A 19,969-nucleotide genomic window follows, 5' to 3' on the forward strand; every position below is an offset into this window, starting at 1 on the left:
ATCATCTCTCCCATTTGCAGAACTCGCATTGTTTTCATTCACCCGGATGCGAGCGGTTTCCGGGCCTGTATCGATCGAGTTCGAGCGCGCCGGCCGTCGGCGGCGCGATGATCCAGAGCACCTCGGCCGGCGTGTCGCCGACATTGACGGTCCGGTGCGGCACCGAGGTTGCGTATTCGACGCTGTCGCCCTCGCGCATCAGATGGCGCTCGTCGGCAAGCGTCAGTTCGACGGTGCCCTTGAGCACCATGAACATTTCGTGCTCGCCGCCATGCACATAGGTCTCGTCGCCGGTCGAGCCGCCAACCTCGAAATGGCCGGCATAGACTTCGAATTGATGGATCGGCCGCCGCGACAGGAGCATCTTGCGGCCTTGGAGGCCGACCGGAACGACCGGCCGCTCCTCGCGCCTCAGCACCTTGTGCAGGGGACGCGCATTGTCCTCGAACAGATCGTTGATGCCGAGATCGAGAGCGGCGGCGATCTTGAGCAGCGTGCCGGTGTTGGCGCCGCACAGATTGCGCTCGAGCTGGCTGATGAAGCTCGCCGTGGTGCCCGTCATGTCGGCAAGCTGGCGCAGCGAGACGCGCCGCGCCATGCGCAATGCCTTGATACGAGGGCCGACGCCGCCGGCCTCCGGCACGGCCGCCCCGCCATTCAACTGTTTTACTGGGGAGCCCGATGCGTGTGGCATTGTCGTCTCCGTTTCCACTTAACACCCTATTAAGTGAAACGGAAAATGGCAAGCACGGTCGGCAGAATTGAATGGCGACGCGGGGTTGGCCGCTTTCGGCCCTACGCCGATGCCGTCGGCGCGCAGTCCCGGGTGCAAGGCCCAAAAACGAAAAAACCGACGTCAGCTTGCTTCTGACGTCGGTCATTTAGGTTTTGGGATCGTCGCACCTGGCTTTTCCGAGGAAAGGCCGAGGTTGGTTCGATCCGACGCAGACCCGTGGGCGGGGGGCTTGGGGTTTACGAGCCGGTGCCGGACCGAACCGTCTCAGGCAACGCCGGTAAATTCGTCGGACATTGGGGCAGGAGCGCGGATAAAAAAAGGCGGAAATGTGGCGAAGCATCACCAATTCCAACACGCGTTTCACAAACGTGACTGGACGCAACGGAAACGGCGCGCCGCTGCCTTCGCTTCTCCGGCTCTTGCAATTGCGATGCGAAGGGGCCAACTTTGGTTGGCAAAGATTCATTTTGAAGGATCGAGGCAGGCATGATCGATGACGGCGGCGGGATGGGGGATGGAGACGCATCCGCAATATTGATCCCGCTGCACGAGGCGCGCAGCGCACGCCTCGACCAGCCGGTCCGCTTCGACCGGCGCGAACTGGACCAGATCCTCAGGCTTTACGGACGCATGGTCGCGGCCAATGAATGGCGCGACTACGCCATCGATCACCTCACCGACCGCGCTGTCTTTTCCGTCTTCCGCCGTGCCAGCGAAGTGCCGCTGTTCCAGATCGTCAAGGATCCGAAACTGGCGCGCAAGCAAGGCGCCTTCGCCGTCATCGCGGCGGGCGGGCGCATCCTCAAACGCGGCCAGGAGCTTGGCCGCGTGCTCGGCGTCTTCGACAGCAAGCTGAAGCTGGTATAGGGGTGAATTGCGAACTGAAGAATTGAGGAACGAAGGAAAGGGGCGCTTACGTCAGGCGCCGCGTGTCCTATTCCTCAATTCTTCAGTTCCCCCTTCCGGAACTTCCGCTCCGGCAGCGAATCCGGATCAGGTGGCAGCGATGCCCCGCCGTTGAGCGACAGCTGCATGAATACCGTGTCCAACCAGCGCCCGTGCTTGTAGCCGGAGCCTTCGAGGCGGCCGGAATGACGGAAGCCGAGCTTCTCGTGCAACCTGACCGAGGCGCTGTCGGCGCGGCCATCGCCGATCACCGCGACGATCTGGCGAAAGCCCGCCGCCTCGACCGCCGCGACCAGGCTTTGCATCAGCTTCAGGCCGACACCCTGGCCCTTGGCGTCAGGCGCGACATAAACCGAATTCTCGACGATGAAGCGATAGGCCGGGCGCGGCCGGAAGGCGCCGGCATAGGCATAGCCAAGCACGGCGCCTGCCTTTTCCGCCACCAGATAGGGAAAGCCGCCGGCCGCGAGTGCGGCGAATCGCGTCCCCATCTCGGTGCGGCTGGGCGGCTCCAGTTCATAGCTCGCCGTGCCGTTGGCGACCGCGTCGGCGTAGATTTCGGTTATGGCCTCGAGGTCGGCCGGGGTCGCCGGCCTGATCGCGATGTTGCTCATTCTTTATGCAAGCCTCTTTTGTGCTTTCGATAACAGCAGAGGCCCGCTTAAAAGAAAAGGGCGGCCGTTGGGCCGCCCTTCCAGGAGTCGATGGTCCAATACCGCTTAGCGGCGGTCGCCCATGAACTGGAGCAGGAACATGAAGAGGTTGATGAAATCGAGGTAGAGCGACAGCGCGCCCATGATGGCCTTGCGGCCCGCGACATCGGAAGCGTCGCCCTCGAAATACATCTCCTTGATCTTCTGCGTGTCGTAGGCGGTGAGGCCGGCGAAGACCAGCACGCCAATCGCCGAGACGGCGAAGGTCAGTGCCGACGACTGCAGGAAGATGTTGATCACCGAGGCGATGATGATGCCGAACACGCCCATGATCAGGAACGAGCCCATCGCCGACAGGTCGCGCTTGGTGGTGTAGCCGAACAGCGACAGCGCGCCGAAGGCCGCGGCGGTGGCGAAGAAGGTCTGCGAGATGCTTGCCGTGGTGTAGACCAGGAAGATCGACGACAGCGACAGGCCGACCAGACCGGCATAGACCCAGAAGGTGGTCTGCGCGGCGGCGACGCTCATCGACTGGATCCTGAACGACAGGAAGAACACGGCGGCCAGCGGCGCCAGCATGACAACCCAGCGCAGCGGCGAACCGAAGATCGCGTAGCCGAACGAGGTCAGCATCTCGCCGCTCGGCAGCGTCGCGACGGCCGAAGCCGGATCGGTGGTGGTGGCCAGCATGATCGTGCCGACGGCGGCAAGGCCGGTGATGAGCAGGCCAAGCCCCATCAGATTGTAGACCTTGATCATGTAGGCGCGCAGACCCTGGTCGATGTCGGCGCGGACGCCGGGCACCGCCGACGTCTGGTAGTTGCGAATGGGATCAGCCATTGGAAATCCTCGTTGCTTCTGCCCCGTCCGGTGTCGGGCCTCTTGCGGACCCAGGCGCCGCTGGGGGGCTCCAGCATGCCTGCGCGGAATATGATGGTTATTCGCGTCAAGAACAAGACCGTAACCGGGTGTAACGGTTCGTGACAGGCCAAAATGCCGCTTCGCCGGCCGTTTCGGACGGCATTCTTACCAAGATTTAACCCGGGCAGGCGGCGCCCGCCGGCGAATCAGAGGTTTCGCAGCACGGGTGCCGCCTTGTGGCCGAGCACCCGCCAGGTGCCGGCAAGGCCGATGCCGACCGTGATCACCAGCGAAAAGGCAATCGTCGCCACCGCCACCTCGGGCATGAAATGCGATGGCAGCGTCATGATGCGTGCGACCACGAACCAGGCGGCGGCGCTGCCGGCGGCGAGCGCGAAGATGGCGGTGGCCAGTCCGATCAGCATGTATTCCAGAGAGAATGCCGTGATCAGCGTTCGCCGGGTGGCGCCCAACGTCTTCAGCACCACAGCGTCGTGGATGCGCGCCCGGTTGCCGGCGGCAAGCGCGCCGGCAAGCACCAGAACCGAGGCGATCAGCGCCACGCCGGCCGCCGCCCGGATCGCCGTGCCGAGCTGGCCGACCAGCCGGTTGACGATGTCGAGTGCGTCCTTGACCCGCACCGTCGTCACGGCGGGGAAGGCGCGGGTGACGGCGTTGAGGACGCGCGCGTCGTCGGCCGCCGAGGCGTTCTTTTCGGTGAGCGTGGCTATCCAGCCATGCGGGGCGCCGGCGAATGTGTTGGGCGAGAACACCATGACGAAATTGATGCCCATCGTCTCCCACTCGACCTGGCGGAAATTAGCGATGCGGGCGGTGACATTGCGGCCGAGCACATTGACGGTGATGGTGTCGCCGAGCTTCAGGCCGATTTCCTTGCCTTCCTTGTCGGAAAACGAAACCAGCGGCTCGCCGGCATAGTTGTCGGGCCACCATTTGCCCTCTGTCAGCGTCGCGTTTTCCGGTTGCCTGGTGTCATAGGTCAGGCCGCGATCTCCCTTCAGCACCCAGGCGCCCTCGGCAGGCACCTTGACCTTGTCGACATCGACGCCGTTGAGAGCCATGACCCGGCCGCGCAGCATCGGCACCTTGGTCAGCGTTCCCCGCGGCACCTCCTTCGCCATCAGCGAGGAGAACGCATCGACTTCGCTGCCCTGGATGTCGACGAAGAAGAAGTTCGGCGCCCGCTCCGGCAGGCTGCCGGAGATCTGGCGCCTGAGATTCCCGTCGATCAGCGCCAGTGTCACCAAGAGCGTCAGCCCAAGCCCCAGCGACAGCACCACCGAGGGCGTCAGCGCCCCCGGCCGGTGGATGTTGCCGATGGCGAGCCTGAGCGCGACAAAGCGCACGCGCGGGCTTTTCCGGGCTGCCCATTGCACCAGTCCGCCGACGAGACGCAGCACCAGGAAAGCAAAAACGGTGGCGCCGACGAAGATCGAGGCGATGCGCTGGTCGCCCGAAAACAGGATCGCCAGCGCTGCCAGGAAAAGCGCGATGCCGAGCGCGCAAACGACATAGACGGGGCGCGGCAGGCCCCGGCCTTCCAGTCCCATCTCCCGGAACAGCGCGGTTGCCGGCACGTCACGGGCGCGACCGAGCGGCAACAGCGCGAAGGCCAGCGTCACCAGCAGGCCGAACAGGGCCGCCATGGCGAGCGCGCCGGGATAGAAGCCGCCCTGCGCCGGCACCGGAATGACCGACTGAAGCGCGGCACTCGCCGCGAACGGCATCAGCGCCCCGAGCACCAGGCCGAGCACGATGCCAAGTGCCGCGATGATCAGGATCTGCACGAGGTAGACGGCAAAGACGAAGCCGCCGGACGCCCCCAGGCTCTTGAAGGTGGCGATGACGCCGCGCTTGCCGTCGAGATAGGCGCGCACCGCATTGGCGACGCCGACGCCGCCGACCACCAGCGCGGTGAGCCCGACCAGCGTCAGGAACTGGGAGAAGCGTTCGATGTTGGAGGATAGCGCCGGTGCGGCGTTGCTGCGCGTGCGGATCGACCAGCCGGCCTGCGGAAAATCCTTGGCCGCCCGGTCCTGGATGGCCTTGAGCCGCGCCTCGTCGGCACCAGCGGGCAGCCGGACCTTGTAGGCGTTCTCGACCAGGCTGCCCGGTTGGATCAGCCCGGTGGCGGCCAGGCCCTCGGTCGAGATCATCAGCCTTGGCGCGAAGCCGAACCCGTCGGAGACCGCGTCGGGCTCGGCCACCAGCCTTGCGCGCAGTTCGAACGTGGCGGTGCCGAGCTTCAGCCGGTCGCCGATCTTGAGATGCAGCCGTTCGAACAAGAGATCGGGTGCCGCGGCGCCGAAAACGCCGAACTGCCCGCCGAACAGTTCCTGCTTCGTCAGCACCGGTTCGGTTTCCAGCGCGCCATAGAGCGGATAGGCCTCGTCGACAGCCTTGGCCTCGACCAGCGCCTGGTCGGATCCGTCAGCCAGGCGCGCCATCGAGCGCATGCCGGCGGTATGCGAAACCACGCCCAGCCCGTCGAGAAAGCCAAGTTCTGCCTGGCTGGCGTCGCGCTGGTTGATCTGGAAGCGAAGATCGCCGCCGAGCAGCGTCTGGCCCTGATCGGCGACACCGGCGGTGATGGAGCGGGCCACCGAATTGACGCCGCCGATAGCCGCCACGCCGAGCGCGATGCAGGCGAGGAAGATGAGGAAGCCGGACAGGCCGCCGCGCATCTCGCGCAGCGAGAAGCGGATGGCAAGCTTCAAGGTCCGCGCCAGCGGCATCAGGCGGTGATCCTGACCGGCGGCGGCGCCTCGATCCGGCCGGAGCGCATCGAAACCTGGCGCGAGCAGCGCGCCGCGAGCGCCGGATCATGGGTCACCAGCACCAGCGTCATGCCGCGTTCGGCGGCCTTGGCGAACAGCAGATCGGCGACCTGCCGCCCCGTCGCCTGATCGAGATTGCCGGTCGGCTCGTCGGCGATCAGGATGCGCGGCGATGGTGCCAGCGCCCGGGCGATCGCCACGCGCTGCTGCTCGCCGCCGGAGAGCTCGCCGGGATAATGGGCGACGCGGTCGCTGAGGCCGACGGCCGCCAGTTCCCGCTCCGCCACCGAGAAGGGATCGGCGTGGCCGGCCAGTTCCAGCGGCACGGCGACATTTTCGAGCGCCGTCATATTGGGGATGAGGTGGAAGGACTGGAACACGATGCCAATGTTTCGGCCGCGAAACGAAGCGATCTGGTCTTCGCTTTTACCGTTGAGCAGTTCGCCGGCAATGCGCACCGTACCGGAATCGACCCGCTCCAGCCCGGCCAGCACCATCAGCAATGTCGACTTGCCGGACCCCGACGGGCCGACGATGCCCGTCGCCTCGCCGCGCGCGACGTCGAGGCTGACGCCCTTCAATACATGAACCGACGAAGCGCCTTCGCCGAGTGTCAGGGATATGTCTTTCAGCGCGATGACGGCTTCTGTCAAAATGAAAGCGTCCTATATGGAAAGGGAGGCTCTGCCTGTCGGAAGCCATCGCCGGAAGAATTCTCTGTCATATGGGGCCTGCCGCATGTCTTTCAAACGCCGCTTTGCCGCAGGTCTGGTCGTTTTCCTCGCCATCTGCGGCGGCATTTCGTCGGCGCGCGCCGCGCCTTTCAAGATCGTCGGCTTCGGTGACAGCCTGATGGCGGGGTACGGCCTTGGCACGGGCGAGGGCTTTACCGACAAATTGCAGGCAGCACTTCGCGCCAAGGGCCATGACGTCATCGTCGCCAATGCCGGCGTCTCCGGCGACACCTCCAGCGGCGGCCTGGCGCGGCTCGACTGGTCGGTGCCTGAGGGCACGCAGCTGGTGATCCTCGAACTCGGCGCCAACGACATGCTGCGCGGCGTCGCGCCCGACATTACGAAACGGAACCTGGACGAGATGCTAGGCAGGCTCAAAGAGCGCAAGATTGCCGTGCTGCTGGCCGGCATGCGGGCGGCGCCCAATCTCGGGGCCGACTACCAGAGCGCCTTCGACGCCATCTTTGCCGACCTGGCCGGCAAATACGATGTTCCGCTCTACCCGTTCTTCCTCGACGGCGTCGCCGGCCAGCCCGGCCTGCAGCTCGAGGACGGCCTGCATCCGAGTGCTCGCGGCGTCGACCTGATGGTCGAACGCATCCTGCCTACCGTCGAGAAGGCCATGGCGGCGGCGCCAGGCGGATCGTGACGTCGGATGGAACCGGTTCCGCCGCGGAAGCTTTAGATTGCATGTAGATTGCATCCGCGACCAACAAACCACTTGCTCCATTTGATTATCGATGATTCGCTAGGGATGACAGTTTCGATTCGAGGAAGGGAGGCTCTTCATGCCGCGTCTTTTCACCGCCCTCGAAATTCCGCGTGATGCCGCCCTTTCGCTGTCCCTGCTCCGGGGCGGCCTGCCCGGGGCCCGCTGGATCGACGTCGAAAACTACCATCTGACGCTACGCTTCATCGGCGACGTCCAGGGCCATGTCGCCGACGAGATCGCCAACGCGCTCGACCGGGTGCATCGCCCTTCCTTCTCGCTGACCTTGTCCGGTGTCGGCGCTTTCGGCCAGAAGAAGCCGCATGCGGTGTGGGCCGGCGCTTCGCCCTCGCCCGATATGGCGGCTCTTCAGGCCGAAATCGAGCGCATCTGCCAGCGGCTCGGCATTCCCGCCGATCCGCGCAGGTTCATGCCGCATGTGACGCTGGCGCGGCTGCGCAATTCGAGCCCGCTCGACGTCGCCCAATATCTGTCGGCGCGCGGCAATTTCTCGACGCTGCCGTTCCGCATCGGCCGTTTCGTGCTGATGTCGTCGCGCGATTCGGTGGGTGGCGGCCCCTATATTGTCGAGGAGGCATGGCCGCTGTCCGGCGTCGATACGCGTGCCGCCAGCCGTGTCGCCAGCACCTCCGACGCCTCGCGGATCATGCGATAGACCTCGGCAAACGCTTGCTGGTCCTCATAGTAGGGGTCCGGTACATCGCGCGGCCTTCCCTCGGCGAATTCCAGGAACAGGTGGATACGGTCGCGCACCGCCGCCGGCGCCAGCGCCTTCAGGTCGGCGACGTTGGACCGGTCCATGCCGAAGATCAGGTCGAAGCGGTGAAAATCCTCCGGCATGATCTTGCGCGCCCGCTGCCGCGAGATGTCGATGCCATGGTGAGACGCGATGGCGATCGAGCGCGGGTCGGGAGCGGAGCCGACCTCCCAGCCGCTGGTCGCGGCCGAATCGAGCACGATATCGCCGCCATATCCGCGCTCAGCCAGCACGGCGCCAAGGATGCCTTCGGCCAGCGGCGACCGGCAGATGTTGCCGAGGCAGACGAAAAGAATGGAATTTATGGGCTTCGCGATCATGGATCCGGCGCTATGGTGACGACTTCAGCCCAATAGCACGGGAAGCGGACATGACGAGAGAGAAACTGGGCAGGGAGGCCGCCGAAGCAGCGCTCACAGGGCTTGATGGCTGGGCACTGGCGGACGACGGCGCCTCGATCGGCCGCACCTTCACCTTCGCCAATTTCTCCGAAGCCTTCGCCTTCATGACCAGGGTGGCGCTGACCGCCGAGAAGATGGACCACCATCCCGATTGGTCGAATGTCTACAAGACCGTCAGCGTTACCCTGAATACGCATGACGCCGGCGGCGTGACGGCGCTCGACATCGAATTGGCGAAGAAGATGAACCGCTATTTCGGCGGCTGAACACGGGCTGTCCAACGTCCAGGCCCGGCGCGGACCCGGCAAATCGGCGCCCGCATCTTGCAGCCGGGTTAAGCTTTCACCACATTTTGATCGGCGGACGTGCGCTGAGACGCGCATGAGGCCCGCAAGGAGAGATTGATGGCGCAAGAATCCGGTTTTGATTTCTTCGGCTTTGGCGACAAGCTGGCCGGCGAGGGCGACGTGCGTGAAAAGTTCTGGCGCACGGCCAGGAAGGCCGCTCGGCAGATTCCGTTCATGGAAGATGTCGTCGCCGCCTATTACTGCGCCATGGACAAGAAGACGCCGCTGCGTGCCAAGGGCATATTGGTGGCCGCGCTCGGCTATTTCGTCCTGCCGGTCGATCTCATCCCCGACTTCATCTTCGGTCTCGGCTTCACCGACGACATCGCCGTGCTGACCGCCGCGATCACCGCCGTCAGCGCCCATATCACGCCCGCGCACCGGCAAGCCGCCAAGGACGCCATCGCCGATAAGAGCTGAAGTCCCGCCGGCCGAATCCCGCCGCGACGGCTCGACCGCTGGACAGGGGCGTTCAGCGGCGGGTTAGAAGTCAAACTCTTGCCGTTTTCGTGGCCTCCAAGTCGCCAAAGGGACACCGAGCCGGCCGCTGACAAGGCGGCGGCGCGGAAATGGCGGCGGTTTCCTGGGGTGAAGGTCCTTTTCTCTTGGGAAATTCACCGTTTGGTAACCCAGATTAAATCAAAATGAAGCGACGGCAGGACGCCACGCGGCCCGCCTCCGCACCATTTGGAATACGGGAAAAACGATGCGCGGATTGATTGCACTAGTTTCGAGCCTGGTCCTGGCGGCCTCGGCGGCGCCGGCGCTGGCGCAGCAGGCGACCAAGATCGGCCAGCACAATGCCTGGGGGACCTACAGCTACCAGGCTTCGGGCGGCAAGGTCTGCTACGTGCTGACCGTGCCGACCGACAAGCAGCCGCCGACGCTCGACCATGGCGACATGTTCTTCTTCGTCAGCCAGCGGCCCGGCCAGCAAGTGTCCTATGAGCCTCAGTTCATCGCCGGCTACAATTTCCAGGAAGGTTCCAAGGCCACCGTCACCATCGACAAGAAGAGCTTCTCGATGTTCACGCGCGGGAAATCGGCCTGGGTCGAGAACGCGGCGGAAGAGCCAGTGCTGATCGCCGCGATGAAGACCGGAACCGACATGAAGGTGTCGGCGAAGTCGGGCCGCGGCAATCCCACGAACTATGTCTTCTCGCTTAAGGGCATTTCGGCGGCGCTGTCCTCGATCGCCAAGTGCAAATAGGCCATCTTCGTTTTTGAACCGAAGGCCGGGCCGTAACGCCCGGCCTTTGCTTTTTCAGCCCAGCCCTGATTCCGGTGCGGCCTCCGCCCGCCGCCGCCGGATCGCCTCGGCGATGAACACCCGCGACAGGGCGTGATAAAGCGGCTCGTGCGAGATCAGCCGCGCCGTGCCGTAGCCCAGCATCGAAGCCAGCATCAGGCCGATGACATTGTCGTGATTGCCGGTCATTTCGAGGATGATGACGAAAGCCGTCATCGGCGCTTGCACGACGCCGGCGAAATAGCCCGCCATGCCGAGCAGGGCCGCGACGCCCGCGCTGCTCCCGAACATCAGGCCGAGCGAGCTGCCGATGCCGGCGCCGACCGCCAGCGAGGGCGCGAAGATGCCGCCGGGAATGCCTGAGATCATCGACAGCAGGCCGGCCGCGAATTTCTCGGCAAAGAAGAACCAGGGCAGCGGCGTGCCTTCGACCGCGCTGCGCGCCTGCGCGTAGCCGGTGCCGAAGGTCAGCCCGCCCGAGGCGATACCGATCACCGCGACCGCCAGTCCGCAGATCGCGGCCACCAGCAGCGCGCGCCACAGCGGCTGCAGCGCGTTCCAGCGTCGGATACGCCGCGTCGCCTTCAACGCCAGCAACGAGAACAAGGCGCCAAAGCCGCCGCCGATGACGCCGCAGGCGATCACCAGCGGCCAGTCGACGGCAAACGAGATCGTCTCCTTGGACACGCCGAAATAGGTGTAGTTGCCGAGCACGCCGAGCGAGGCGAGGCCGGCCAGGATGACCGCGGTCAGCACCAGCCCGTTGGTGCGCGCCTCATAGGTGCGGCCCATTTCCTCGATGGCGAAGACGATGCCGGCGAGCGGGGTGTTGAACGCCGCCGCGATGCCCGCCGCCGAGCCGGCCAGGATCAGGCCGCGCGCCTGCGCCATGCCGCCCCAGCGCGCCGCCTGCAGCATCAGCGACGCGCCGACCTGCACGGTCGGTCCCTCGCGGCCGATCGAAGCGCCGCAGAACAGGCCGACGATGGTGAGCGCGATCTTGCCCACCACCAGCCTGAGCGACAGGATATGGCTGCGGTCGTCATCGTCGCGCAGGTGGCGGGCGGCGATCGCCTGCGGAATGCCGCTGCCTTGCGAGCCCGGGAAGAAGGCGTGCGCCAGCCAGGCGCACAGGACAAAGCCGAACGGCGTGATCGCCAGCGGCAGATAGAAAGGCCAGCCGCCGTCATTGCCGATCACGACATGAAACAGCGCCTGCGCCTTGTCGGCCAGCACGGCAAAGAGCACGCTGATCAGGCCGATCGAGATCGCACCGGCCCAGAACACCAGACGTGGCTGCCAGACGCGGCGCGAGGCCCACATGGCGCGCGAACGCCGCAGCATGGGGTGTTTTCGCGATTGGCCGGCCATGTCTATCCTCGGGGGGAAAACCCAGCCCTAACACAGGCATGACGCCGATCAAGTGTGAGTCTGCCGATCGGACGGGATCAAAAAGCCCACCGTCGCGGTTGTGTCCCTTTGAACAAGGAGCCCGCAGTCATGAGCTATGTCAGATTCGCCGCGATGATCCTGGTTTCCATGGTCCTCATGTACGGGCTCATGTACCTGAACACCTATGCGCTGGATCATGTTTTCTTCAGCCAGACCCGGGTGTGGATGGCCATCGTAATGGGCGCCGCCATGGCCGTCGTCATGATCGGCTTCATGTGGGGGATGTACGGGAGCGTGGCCGCGAATGTAGGCATCGTCATCGGCGGCATGCTGGTATTCGCTGGCGCCTTGTGGCTGGTCAGAAGCCAGGAAACCGTGAGCGACGTCTCTTACATGAAGGCCATGATCCCGCACCACTCGATCGCGATCATGACCAGCGAACGCGCCCATATCCGCGACCCGGAGGTGCGAAAGCTGGCGGACGGCATCATCGACGCCCAGGTGCGCGAGATCACGCAAATGAAGCGTCTGATCGCGCGGCTCGACGCCAATCCCGTGGCGGCCGGCGCTCCCGACCTGCCGTCCTACCGAGCCCGCGGGGCCGCGCCGCCACCGCCGGAAACCGACCAGAGCACCGGGATCGATACGCTCTCCATCGACAGGTAGGCGCGGGGATGGACGCGCGGAATATGGAAGCCGCTCGTCCCGCCGGCCTCCAAGCCGGCGGGAACATCCTTGCGGGATCGTCACATAGCCATTTTTTCACATTCGGCCTGGGCCTTCTTGGTCGAGGTGTCGATCATGTAGGCTTTGCCCTTGGCGTCGGTCATCATCATCATGCAGTGCTTGATCGGCTTGGCCATCTTCATCATGTCGGCGCCCATCTTCGCGTCCGGCGTCATGGTGCCCATATGCCCGTCGGGCATGATCGCCGTCACTTGTCCGCCTTTCATCATGCTCATGGTGCCCATCGCGTCCTCGGCAAACGCCTGCGAGGCGCAAAGCGCGGCGAAGCCGGCAACGACGGCGAGCTTGATCGATTTCATCCTGCATACTCCCATTCTGTAGGGGCACAGTTGCCCCATTCAGGGTTCGAAGGCGCGATGGGGATCGTTACGCCAACACGACTAAGTGATCGCCGCCAACGACATCGTCCTTCACGGGGACGGTGGCGATCGGGACACCGACGACGGACCCCAGTTTGGCGTGCACGGCATGACTTCGCGCTCAACCTGTGCTATGCGCCGCGCTTCATATCGGGCCGATGGATGAAATCGGCCGCAAACCGCTTATATCTGTGCAACCATGACCCTTTCACTCGACCTTACCGCCGAAGGCGCCCGTGACGCCTTGCGCGGCCGTGCCGCGCGGACCGAAAAGCCATCGCTGATCGGCCTCACGCGGACGGAACTCGCCGCCGCTCTTGTCGAATCCGGCACCGTGCCGGAGCGCCAGGCAAAGATGCGCGCCCAGCAGCTCTGGCACTGGATGTATGTACGCGGCGTTTCCGACTTCGCCGGCATGTTCAACATCTCCAAGGATCTGCGCGCCGAACTCGACAAGCATTTCACCGTCGCCCGGCCCGAGATCGTCGAGGAGCAGATTTCCGCCGACGGCACGCGAAAGTGGCTGTTCCGCTTTCCGCCGCGCGGCGCCGGCCGGCCGGTCGAGATCGAGACAGTCTATATCCCCGAGGAAGGCCGCGGCACGCTCTGCATCTCCTCGCAGGTCGGCTGCACGCTGACCTGTTCGTTCTGCCACACCGGCACGCAGAAGCTGGTGCGCAACCTGACCGCCGAAGAAATCCTGGCGCAGTTGCTCACCGCGCGCGACCGGCTCGGCGATTTCCCCGACCGCGACACGCCGGATGGCGCCATCGTGCCGGCCGAGGGCCGAAAAGTGTCCAACATCGTCATGATGGGCATGGGCGAGCCGCTCTATAATTTCGAGGCGGTGAAGAAGGCGCTGCTGATCGCCTCCGACGGCGACGGCCTGTCCCTGTCGAAGCGCCGCATCACGCTGTCGACCTCCGGCGTCGTGCCCGAGATTTTCCGCACCGGCGAGGAGATCGGCGTCATGCTGGCGATCTCGCTGCATGCGACCAATGACGATCTGCGTGACCTTCTGGTGCCGATCAACAAGAAATATCCGCTGAAGGAGCTGATCGCCGCCTGCCGCGCCTATCCCGGTCTCTCCAACGCCAAGCGCATCACCTTCGAATATGTGATGCTGAAGGACGTCAACGATTCCATTGAGGACGCCAAGGGGCTGATCAAGCTGCTCAAGGGGATTCCGGCCAAGATAAACCTGATCCCGTTCAACCCGTGGCCGGGCACCAACTACCAGTGCTCGGACTGGGAGACGATCGAGAAGTTCGCCGACTACATCAACAATGCCGGCTATGCCTCGCCGATCCGCACGCCGCGCGGCCGCGACATCCTGGCCGCCTGCGGCCAGCTGAAGTCGGAATCGGAACGCATGCGCAAGGTCGACCGGCTGGCGCTGGAAGCCATGATGATCGCGGGGCACGGCGAGGTGTGAGCCGTCTCGTCGCCGGCCTCACACGCTTCGCCATGATTGCGGTCGGCTACCTCGCCGCCGTGCTGACCTCGATCCTGGTGCCGGTGCTGCTGATCGTTCTTCTGGCAGGGATCGAGGACGGCAACTGGTCGATCATTTTCACATTCGACTGGCTGGCCTCCTTCCCGCTCGCCGTGTTGACCGTGGCGATCTGCGCGCTGCTGATCGTCGGCCCGGCGATCTTCGTCGCCGAACGGCTGGCTCTGCGAGGATGGTTCTACTTCGCCGTCACGGGCGCGGTCACGTCGATCGCCTTCGGTGTTTTTGTGCCGGGCTCCGCCGGAGGCTTCGTTTTCAATCCGGGCTTCCTGGGTTTTCTGGCCGCCGCCGGCATTGCCGCCGGTTGGGTCTACTGGCTTCTGGCTGGACGCAGCTCCGGTCGTCTCACGGGCCGTGATCCCCGATGAACCGTGTCGTCACCTACATCGTGCGCTTCGCCATCATCCTGTTCGGTTACGCCGCCGCCTCGCTGGCGGCGAGCGCCTTCCTCAACATCCTGTTCCTGGCCTCGCTCGGCTACGCGCCGGTGCAAGCGCATCCGGCGGCAACGGCATCGCTCTATTTTTCAATTCCCTTCGTCGCCCTGTTCGTCGCCTATTTCGGCTTCATGCCGGCGGCGATCGTCATCCTGATTGCCGAAATTCTCGGCCGGCGCGACTGGTTGTTCTACGCGCTCGCCGGGGCGGGGGTGGCGGGGGTTTTCCTCGGCCTCGTCGACAATGTCCGCAATTCCCCTTTCGCGGTCACCGAAGCCAGCGCCATCATGGCGGTACTCGGTGGCGGCATGGTCGGCGGGATCTTCTATTGGCTTGCCGCCGGGCGCTGGGCGGGAAGCTGGTGGAAGGTCTCTACTTCGCCTGGGCCGTCAGGATCTTGAGCGCGAACGCCGAGAACACGCCGGCGAAGAGATAGTCGACCACCCGCGTCACACGGGGGCTGGCTTTCATCGCCGCCGAGAATTTTTCCGCCGCCAGCACCATCGGTACCGTCACCGGGATCGACAGCACGATGAACATGGAGCCGAGGAAGAACAGCTTCCCCGGCGCGTTCGGATCGTGCGCGGAGACGAATTGCGGCAGGAAGGTCATGAAGAACAGGATGATCTTCGGGTTGAGCAAATTGACGCCGAGTCCCGCCGCCCAGCTGCGCAACAAGGAAATCCGCGGGCCGGTCTTCTTTTCCGGCGAGAAAGCCGAGCCCTTGGCGATCGCCTGCCAGGCGAGGAAGACGAGATAGCCGGCGCCAAAGATCTTCAGCACGAAGAAAGCCATCGGCGAGGCGACGATCAGCGCCGAGACGCCGACCACCACCAGCGTGGTGTGGATCAGCGTGCCGCACAGCGCGCCGGCCATCGAGGCAAAGCCGGTGGCGCGGCCCTGGCTCAGCGTGCGCGACACGAACAGCGTCATGTCGGGGCCTGGCGTGATCGCCAGGATCACGGTGGCGATGGCGAACTGGATCAGCGTGGTGGTGTCGGGAATGAAGGACATGGCAGGCCCCGGGGGAACGCGTCGGCTATACAGGACCCGTCTCGCCGGCGCCAGATGGGGCCAGCGCGTCCTCCGGTGGAGTTGGAGCGGTTCGGCCAGTTTCGCCAGCTTACATTTCGCAGCTTACAGGCGGCGTTCTTGAGCGCCTGGTGACCGGCGGCATGGCCCCGGGATCGGTCCTCCCGATCAAGCCCGGCGTCGCACTGCCGCGCTGGATCAGCAACCTTGCGCCGCGTGCGCTTGCTCGCTTTGCCGTTCCTGCTAAAAGGCGCTCCGACAATCCGTGACGCCTTGCCTCAAGCGTCCGCTTTTCGACGGAGCAGAAATGTCCAAGATCAAAGACGTCAAGAAGGTCGTGCTCGCCTATTCCGGCGGCCTCGACACATCCATCATCCTTAAATGGCTGCAGACCGAACTCGGCGCCGAAGTCGTCACCTTCACCGCCGATCTCGGCCAGGGCGGCGAGCTGGAGCCGGCGCGCCGCAAGGCCGAGATGATGGGGATCAAGGACATCCGCGTCGTCGACGTACGCGAGGAATTCGTCGCCGACTTCGTCTTCCCTATGTTCCGCGCCAACACCGTCTATGAAGGCACCTATCTCCTGGGCACCTCGATCGCGCGGCCGCTGATCTCCAAGCACCTGGTCGAGATCGCCAGGGAAACCGGCGCCGACGCCATCGCGCATGGCGCCACCGGCAAGGGCAACGACCAGGTCCGTTTCGAGCTTTCGGCCTATGCGCTCAACCCCGACATCAAGGTCATCGCGCCGTGGCGCGACTGGTCGTTCAAATCGCGCACCGACCTGATGAACTTCGCCGAACAGCACCAGATCCCGGTGCCGAAGGACAAGAGGGGCGACGCACCGTTCTCCGTCGACGCAAATCTGCTGCACTCGTCCTCCGAGGGCAAGGTGCTGGAAGACCCATGGAGCGAGCCGCCGGAATTCGTGCACCAGCGCACCGTGTCGCCGATGGACGCGCCGGATGCCGTCACCGAGATCGAGATCGAATTCCTGAAGGGCGACCCGGTCGCGCTCAACGGCAAGAAGCTGTCGCCGGCCACCATGCTGGCGGCGCTGAACGATCTCGGCCGCGACAATGGCATAGGCCGGCTCGACCTGGTCGAGAACCGTTTCGTCGGCATGAAATCGCGAGGCGTGTATGAAACGCCGGGAGGCGCTATCCTGATCGTGGCCCATCGCGCCATTGAATCGATCACGCTCGACCGGGGTGCCGCGCACCTCAAGGACGAGTTCATGCCGCGCTACGCGGAGCTCATCTACAACGGCTTCTGGTTCTCGCCCGAGCGCCTGATGCTGCAGGCGATGATCGACAAGAGCCAGGAAGACGTCGAAGGCACGGTGCGGCTGAAGCTCTACAAGGGCAATGTCATGGTCACCGGCCGCAAATCTGGGAAGACGCTCTATTCCGACGCGCTGGTCACCTTCGAGGACGACCGTGGCGCCTATGACCAGAAGGACGCCGCCGGCTTCATCCGCCTCAATGCGCTGAGGCTGCGGACATTGGCCGCGCGCAACCGCAACAGCTAGACGGAATGCGCTGTCTCGGTCGATGCCTGGTGCCGCTGCTCTTTCTGGCGGCGCCGGTCATGGCTGGGGACTTCGCGCCCACCTCCCTGGACCTCGCCGCCCTCATCGAATGCAGGGCCGATCTGCCGGCGTATAATGGTCTTGCCCTCTGGCTGGGCGGTGAGCCAGTCGCGGCGCAGACCCTTGGCTGGAAGGAGGTCGCTTCCGGCAATCCCTTCCTGCGGCAGTATCGATTGCCGGTCCCGGTCCATGTCTTCGGGCGCGAGACCGCGACGATCGTCTTTACCGCGACAGGGCCGATGGCCGTGCTTGATGGCATCGCAGCGCCGGACCTCGCCCGCCAGCTCGACGTCCCGGCGACGGTCTCGACGCCGGACAAGTTCCTCGGCGAGAAGGTCATGGCCGAAAGCAGCGAGGATGCCGGCGGCGTGAGCCTTGCCACGCGCATCACGCTCAACGTCTCGACCGTCGAGTCCCACCCCGGCAGGACGCTGGCCGGCTGCTCCTATGCGCTCGACGTGAAATGAAAAACCCGGCGCGGAGCCGGGTTTTTCGTTCAATGGCCGTGCGGATCGATCAATCGGCGTCGATCGCGGTGGCGATGCGGGCGATGGCCTGCTGATAGACGCTTGCCGAATTCCAGCCGGCGATCGCGCCCATATTCGACTGCGCGCTGGCGCCAGCCCGCCAGCCGTGACCCTTGAGGAAGTTGGCGGTGGACGCCAAAGCGATCGCCTTGTCGCGCAGGTTTCCGCTGCCTACCGCATACTTCAAGACATTTCCGGGCAGGAACTGCGTGTGGCCGATCTCGCCATGCATGGCGCCGACCGACGAGGCGGTCAACGCTCCGCGATCAACCAGCTTCAGGGCCGCAATGGCATGCGGATGGAAATAGTCGGGACGGCGGCAATCATAGGCAAGCGTCACAATGGCGGAGACCGTGTTCTGGTTACCCATGGAAGCACCGAAGCCGGTTTCCATGCCCCAGATGGCGAGCAGCACGCCCGGCGACACGCCGTAGTTGGCTTCGATCTGGGCGAACAGCGCCGCGTTCGACTTCTTCAGCGAACGGCCCTTGGAGATGATCGCCGACCCGCCGCGGCGTTTCATGAAATCGTCCACCGAGCCGCTGAAGGCCTTGTGGATGGCGCGGTCGGCGGAGATCGTCCTTGTTGCGTAGGTCGCGCCGGCCAGAGCAGCCAGACCCCTCGACCCGACACCTTCGGACTTGGCCTCGGCGGCGAAGTCCTGTTTCCAGGCGTCGAAGCCGGCGCCGGTCTTGCCGCAGCTGGCCGCCGCTTGCGCGCCGGTTGCCAGCCCGAGCACCGCCACCACCGCCGCCGCTAAAATCCTACCCTTGGCACGAAATGCCATGTTGTTCTCCTGGTTGCCTGATTCACGTCCCGTTTGCGAATTTGCCAGCGAAACGCGCATTTGTCACCGTCTGTGGCGCGATGCTGGCGAATGCCGGGGAATTTGCCTACGATCAAGTGATTATTATGGCGAGTGTCAGGCATGAAGACGCTGATGCCACCCATGGACCGGGGCAGGCGCGCCTGGACCGGCGAAGCAAAATAGTCGCGCTGGACCGCGGAACACCGGCCGGTGGTTCGCGTTTGGGCACGGGCCGCCATGATCCCTTCCTATGAATCATGCATCCCTTTCAGATGAATCATGCATCCCTTCTGACGAATTGAGACCGAGATGAAACTTTTCGACTGCCCGCATTGCGGCCACCGTCTCTATTTCGAGAATGCCCAGTGCCTGAACTGCAGCAGTCTCGTGCTCTATGATCCCGAGGGCGCGCGCTTTGTCTTGTTCGGCGTCGACGGCGCGATCCAGTGCACCAATGCCGACGAATGCGCCTGCAACTGGATGGCCGAGCCGGGACAGGTCTTCTGCCGTGCCTGCGTGCTGAACCAGCTGATCCCCGATCTCTCGGTCGACGGCAATCGCCGCCGCTGGATTCGCGTCGAGGCGGCGAAGAAGCGCGCCATCTATTCGCTGCTCGCCTTCGGCCTGCCGGTGGCGCCCAAGCAGAGCCCGACGGACGAGATCGGGCTGGCCTTCGACTTCCTCGCCGATCCGATCGGCGGCGGCCCGGGCGGCGAACGGATTCTCACTGGTCACGACAACGGCCTGATCACGCTGAACGTCGCCGAAGCCGATTCAGCCGAGCGCGAAAAACGTCGCGTCCAGATGGGTGAGAATTACCGCACGCTGCTCGGCCATTTCCGCCACGAGCTCGGCCACTATTACTGGGACCGCCTGATCCGCGACGATCCGCAAAGGCTGGAAGCGTTCCGCGCCTTGTTCGGCGACGAGCGTGCCGACTACGAACAGGCGCTGAAGGCCTATTACGCCAATGGCGCGGCACCCGACTGGCAGCAAGACCACATCTCGGCCTACGCCACCTCGCATCCATGGGAGGACTGGGCCGAGACCTGGGCCCACCACCTGCACATCACCGACACGCTGGAGATGGTCCATGCGCTGAACTTCCCGCTCGGCCGGCTGGAGACGGTGGAGGCGAACGAACTGCCGCGGGGCGATACCGGGGGCGAGCCGCAGGCGGCACCCTCGGAACCCGCCAACACGCCCGAGCCCTTCGACAAGATCCTTGCCCGCTGGCTGGTGCTGTCGGAAGCCTCCAATTCGATCAACCGCTGCATGGGCCTGCCCGACCTCTACCCCTTCGTCATTTCGGACGCGACCGCGGGGAAACTGGCGTTCGTACACGATCTTCTGACCGGCTTGCCGATGGAGGCCGGAACAAATCGAGTTGG

22 protein-coding genes and 1 pseudogene are annotated in these 19,969 nt (G+C 64.6%); 13 read left to right on the forward strand and 10 right to left on the reverse strand.

The features are described from left to right. Positions 1–34: 34 nt before the first annotated feature. Complete coding sequence (locus LB555_RS09740) at positions 35–694, reverse strand: helix-turn-helix domain-containing protein (RefSeq protein ID WP_015314933.1); 660 nt, start codon at positions 692–694, stop codon at positions 35–37. A 528-nt stretch (positions 695–1,222) separates the two neighbouring features. Here LB555_RS09740 and LB555_RS09745 point away from each other — a divergent pair. Further along, positions 1,223–1,603 (forward strand): DUF2794 domain-containing protein, encoded by a 381-nt coding sequence (locus tag LB555_RS09745; protein ID WP_015314934.1) that lies wholly within the window; start codon positions 1,223–1,225, stop codon positions 1,601–1,603. A 74-nt stretch (positions 1,604–1,677) separates the two neighbouring features. On the opposite strand, the gene LB555_RS09750 is transcribed toward LB555_RS09745, so the two are convergent. The 4 genes from LB555_RS09750 to LB555_RS09765 all read right to left on the reverse strand — a co-directional run bounded on the left by LB555_RS09750 (position 1,678) and on the right by LB555_RS09765 (position 6,607). Continuing rightward, positions 1,678–2,256 carry a GNAT family N-acetyltransferase gene (locus LB555_RS09750; RefSeq protein WP_224682786.1) on the reverse strand — a complete coding sequence of 193 codons (579 nt, stop codon included), beginning with the start codon at positions 2,254–2,256 and terminating at the stop codon, positions 1,678–1,680. 105 nt (positions 2,257–2,361) lie between these two features. Beyond that, the gene (locus LB555_RS09755; RefSeq protein ID WP_015314936.1) at positions 2,362–3,135 is read right to left on the reverse strand and encodes a Bax inhibitor-1/YccA family protein; all 774 of its coding nucleotides are present in this window, start codon (positions 3,133–3,135) and stop codon (positions 2,362–2,364) included. A 227-nt stretch (positions 3,136–3,362) separates the two neighbouring features. Continuing rightward, complete coding sequence (locus LB555_RS09760) at positions 3,363–5,912, reverse strand: ABC transporter permease (RefSeq protein ID WP_140876174.1); 2,550 nt, start codon at positions 5,910–5,912, stop codon at positions 3,363–3,365. Continuing rightward, a complete protein-coding gene (locus LB555_RS09765) occupies positions 5,912–6,607 on the reverse strand; it encodes an ABC transporter ATP-binding protein (RefSeq protein WP_140876176.1) in 696 nt (231 codons plus the stop codon). Before LB555_RS09765 ends, LB555_RS09760 begins: the two co-directional genes overlap by 1 nt. A gap of 85 nt (positions 6,608–6,692) precedes the next feature. Here LB555_RS09765 and LB555_RS09770 point away from each other — a divergent pair, with 85 nt between their 5' ends. Then, complete coding sequence (locus LB555_RS09770; RefSeq protein WP_224682787.1) at positions 6,693–7,337, forward strand: arylesterase; 645 nt, start codon at positions 6,693–6,695, stop codon at positions 7,335–7,337. A gap of 139 nt (positions 7,338–7,476) precedes the next feature. Then, the gene (gene thpR / locus LB555_RS09775) at positions 7,477–8,073 is read left to right on the forward strand and encodes an RNA 2',3'-cyclic phosphodiesterase (RefSeq protein WP_140618242.1); all 597 of its coding nucleotides are present in this window, start codon (positions 7,477–7,479) and stop codon (positions 8,071–8,073) included. Here the strand turns inward: thpR and LB555_RS09780 are convergent. After that, positions 7,977–8,495 (reverse strand): low molecular weight protein-tyrosine-phosphatase, encoded by a 519-nt coding sequence (locus LB555_RS09780; protein ID WP_015314941.1) that lies wholly within the window; start codon positions 8,493–8,495, stop codon positions 7,977–7,979. The two genes, thpR and LB555_RS09780, sit on opposite strands and share 97 nt — an antisense overlap. 50 nt (positions 8,496–8,545) lie before the next feature. On the opposite strand from LB555_RS09780, the gene LB555_RS09785 reads away from it, so the two are divergent. The 3 genes from LB555_RS09785 (at position 8,546) to LB555_RS09795 (ending at position 10,133) form a co-directional block, all read left to right on the forward strand. Then, the gene (locus LB555_RS09785) at positions 8,546–8,842 is read left to right on the forward strand and encodes a 4a-hydroxytetrahydrobiopterin dehydratase (RefSeq protein WP_015314942.1); all 297 of its coding nucleotides are present in this window, start codon (positions 8,546–8,548) and stop codon (positions 8,840–8,842) included. A 138-nt stretch (positions 8,843–8,980) separates the two neighbouring features. Beyond that, positions 8,981–9,343 (forward strand): YkvA family protein, encoded by a 363-nt coding sequence (locus LB555_RS09790; protein ID WP_224682788.1) that lies wholly within the window; start codon positions 8,981–8,983, stop codon positions 9,341–9,343. 286 nt (positions 9,344–9,629) lie between these two features. Beyond that, entirely contained in the window at positions 9,630–10,133 is a 504-nt protein-coding gene (locus LB555_RS09795) for an invasion associated locus B family protein (RefSeq protein ID WP_015314944.1), read from the forward strand. Positions 10,134–10,187: 54 nt separating this feature from the next. Here the strand turns inward: LB555_RS09795 and LB555_RS09800 are convergent, their stop codons facing one another. Next, a complete protein-coding gene (locus LB555_RS09800) occupies positions 10,188–11,543 on the reverse strand; it encodes a chloride channel protein (RefSeq protein ID WP_140822900.1) in 1,356 nt (451 codons plus the stop codon). 129 nt (positions 11,544–11,672) lie between these two features. Here LB555_RS09800 and LB555_RS09805 point away from each other — a divergent pair, with 129 nt between their 5' ends. Continuing rightward, positions 11,673–12,230: a DUF305 domain-containing protein gene (locus tag LB555_RS09805; protein ID WP_140791619.1), complete on the forward strand. Its 558-nt coding sequence runs from the start codon at positions 11,673–11,675 to the stop codon at positions 12,228–12,230. Positions 12,231–12,310: 80 nt separating this feature from the next. On the opposite strand, the gene LB555_RS09810 is transcribed toward LB555_RS09805, so the two are convergent. Next, positions 12,311–12,610: a hypothetical protein gene (locus tag LB555_RS09810; protein WP_015314947.1), complete on the reverse strand. Its 300-nt coding sequence runs from the start codon at positions 12,608–12,610 to the stop codon at positions 12,311–12,313. Positions 12,611–12,869: 259 nt separating this feature from the next. Here LB555_RS09810 and rlmN point away from each other — a divergent pair, with 259 nt between their 5' ends. From rlmN to LB555_RS09825, 3 genes are read left to right on the forward strand one after another with little or no spacing between them, the layout of a single operon-like run. Next, entirely contained in the window at positions 12,870–14,105 is a 1,236-nt protein-coding gene (gene rlmN / locus LB555_RS09815; protein WP_140618248.1) for a 23S rRNA (adenine(2503)-C(2))-methyltransferase RlmN, read from the forward strand. Then, entirely contained in the window at positions 14,102–14,551 is a 450-nt protein-coding gene (locus LB555_RS09820; protein WP_140874508.1) for a hypothetical protein, read from the forward strand. The genes rlmN and LB555_RS09820 overlap by 4 nt, the downstream gene beginning before the upstream one ends. Continuing rightward, complete coding sequence (locus LB555_RS09825) at positions 14,548–15,021, forward strand: hypothetical protein (protein WP_224682789.1); 474 nt, start codon at positions 14,548–14,550, stop codon at positions 15,019–15,021. The genes LB555_RS09820 and LB555_RS09825 overlap by 4 nt, the downstream gene beginning before the upstream one ends. On the opposite strand, the gene LB555_RS09830 is transcribed toward LB555_RS09825, so the two are convergent. Further along, positions 14,993–15,634, reverse strand: a complete 642-nt coding sequence (locus tag LB555_RS09830) for a LysE family translocator (RefSeq protein WP_015314951.1) — start codon at positions 15,632–15,634, stop codon at positions 14,993–14,995. The two genes, LB555_RS09825 and LB555_RS09830, sit on opposite strands and share 29 nt — an antisense overlap. 325 nt (positions 15,635–15,959) lie before the next feature. Between LB555_RS09830 and LB555_RS09835 the strand changes: the two genes are divergently transcribed. After that, positions 15,960–17,183, forward strand: a complete 1,224-nt coding sequence (locus LB555_RS09835; RefSeq protein WP_224592042.1) for an argininosuccinate synthase — start codon at positions 15,960–15,962, stop codon at positions 17,181–17,183. A gap of 5 nt (positions 17,184–17,188) precedes the next feature. Next, positions 17,189–17,710 (forward strand): hypothetical protein, encoded by a 522-nt coding sequence (locus LB555_RS09840; RefSeq protein WP_224682790.1) that lies wholly within the window; start codon positions 17,189–17,191, stop codon positions 17,708–17,710. Positions 17,711–17,759: 49 nt separating this feature from the next. On the opposite strand, the gene LB555_RS09845 is transcribed toward LB555_RS09840, so the two are convergent. Beyond that, entirely contained in the window at positions 17,760–18,557 is a 798-nt protein-coding gene (locus LB555_RS09845) for a lytic transglycosylase domain-containing protein (protein WP_224682791.1), read from the reverse strand. A 330-nt stretch (positions 18,558–18,887) separates the two neighbouring features. On the opposite strand from LB555_RS09845, the pseudogene LB555_RS09850 reads away from it, so the two are divergent. Continuing rightward, positions 18,888–19,964: pseudogene (locus LB555_RS09850) on the forward strand (putative zinc-binding metallopeptidase); the annotation flags it as partial. Between the last annotated feature and the right edge of the window lie 5 nt (positions 19,965–19,969).

Source organism: Mesorhizobium sp. BR-1-1-10 (genome assembly GCF_020165595.1).
GTDB lineage: Bacteria > Pseudomonadota > Alphaproteobacteria > Rhizobiales > Rhizobiaceae > Mesorhizobium > Mesorhizobium australicum.